This window comes from Paenibacillus dendritiformis (assembly GCF_015845845.1).
Lineage (GTDB): Bacteria > Bacillota > Bacilli > Paenibacillales > Paenibacillaceae > Paenibacillus_B > Paenibacillus_B dendritiformis_C.
Map to the genome: position 1 here is coordinate 1 of NZ_LDIG01000190.1, position 1689 is coordinate 1689.

The window sequence follows — 1689 nt, forward strand, 5'->3', positions numbered from 1 at the left end:
CGTTTTCGCCAGCTTGATCAGGTCTTCCTTCGTCAATGGATTGTCCGGATTGGTTGAGATTGAAAAACCTTTACCACCTTCTTTCCAGCTAAGCGTATTGCCGAGTTGCATGTGATGTTTCTTTGTCATGTCCTCAGCGGATGTATAAACATAATCTTTTTCTTTCACTTTTGCTTTCCCGTCTTTATTTTCAAGGCGTGAACTCGTCAATTGGATATAATCCTCTCCATTCGTGTACGTTAACACGATATAGTTGGTATATGTCCAGTCAACCTTTTTGGAATATATCTTCTTCCCTAATTTTTTAGCTTCGGCTTTCATTTCTTCGGTATATTCAATGATGTGCGGACCAATAATTTGTGCCTCTTCGAAGGTATAGCCCTCTGGCAAGTCAGCAGGTTGTTGCGGCCTCGCCTCCTTCACACTGGATACTTTCTTCAGATAGTCCTCATATTTATCATAGCCACCCTTGCCGTTGCTGTACCCCCAAACTTCGCGGCCCTTTGGTTGAAAACTGCTATATGTCAGATAGTTATCAAACGGATTTTTTTTCAATAATTCGTTGATTCTAGCTATCTCTTCTTTTTCTAGTTTCTCCCCTTCGCTTTCAGCCTTTGGTTTAGCGGCCGCGGTCTTCAATGCGATGTCGCTTGAAGCAGGGGATGGGGCGGCTTCTACCGCGAGGTTCAACGAAGAACCCAGCAATAAAATACTGCTTAGTGCTGCGATTGCTGCTTTTGATGCTACTTTCATTTTGTAATGCTCCTCTCATGTCATGATTTTCAAATCTATCAAACTACAATCGTAGTTTTATATTATACTACAACTGTAGTTTAATAATGTCAACATTTTTTGTTCAGAAAGTGTTTTCTCGCTTTTGTGACATGCAAAATGACCCCGTATCGGCTGCAAATCACGTTCAAAAAAGAACCCATGCAGTCTTATTTCAGACTGCATGGGCTTGTGCAAGAGCTATGATTGGATCAAAATCGTATATTGTCACCAGTTCTTTCTGGTCTTTGTTCAATGGATCTATCTATTTTGTTACCATCGTTTTCGCCAGCTTGATCAGGTCTTCCTTCGTCAATGGATTGTCCGGATTGGTTGAGATTGAAAAACCTTTACCACCTTCTTTCCAGCTAAGCGTATTGCCGAGTTGCATGTGATGTTTCTTTGTCATGTCCTCAGCGGATGTATAAACATAATCTTTTTCTTTCACTTTTGCTTTCCCGTCTTTATTTTCAAGGCGTGAACTCGTCAATTGGATATAATCCTCTCCATTCGTGTACGTTAACACGATATAGTTGGTATATGTCCAGTCAACCTTTTTGGAATATATCTTCTTCCCTAATTTTTTAGCTTCGGCTTTCATTTCTTCGGTATATTCAATGATGTGCGGACCAATAATTTGTGCCTCTTCGAAGGTATAGCCCTCTGGCAAGTCAGCAGGTTGTTGCGGCCTCGCCTCCTTCACACTGGATACTTTCTTCAGATAGTCCTCATATTTATCATAGCCACCCTTGCCGTTGCTGTACCCCCAAACTTCGCGGCCCTTTGGTTGAAAACTGCTATATGTCAGATAGTTATCAAACGGATTTTTTTTCAATAATTCGTTGATTCTAGCTATCTCTTCTTTTTCTAGTTTCTCCCCTTCGCTTTCAGCCTTTGGTTTAGCGGCCGCGGTCTTCA

General features: G+C 41.4%; 2 protein-coding genes. Both read right to left on the reverse strand.

From position 1 onward, the window contains the following. The coding region (locus ABD76_RS19440; RefSeq protein WP_197258817.1) for a hypothetical protein at nt 1–753 on the reverse strand (753 nt) is incomplete at its 3' end. 283 nt (nt 754–1036) lie between these two features. Then, nucleotides 1037–1689 (reverse strand): hypothetical protein (locus ABD76_RS19445; protein ID WP_197258818.1); only part of this gene is annotated, 653 nt, incomplete at its 5' end.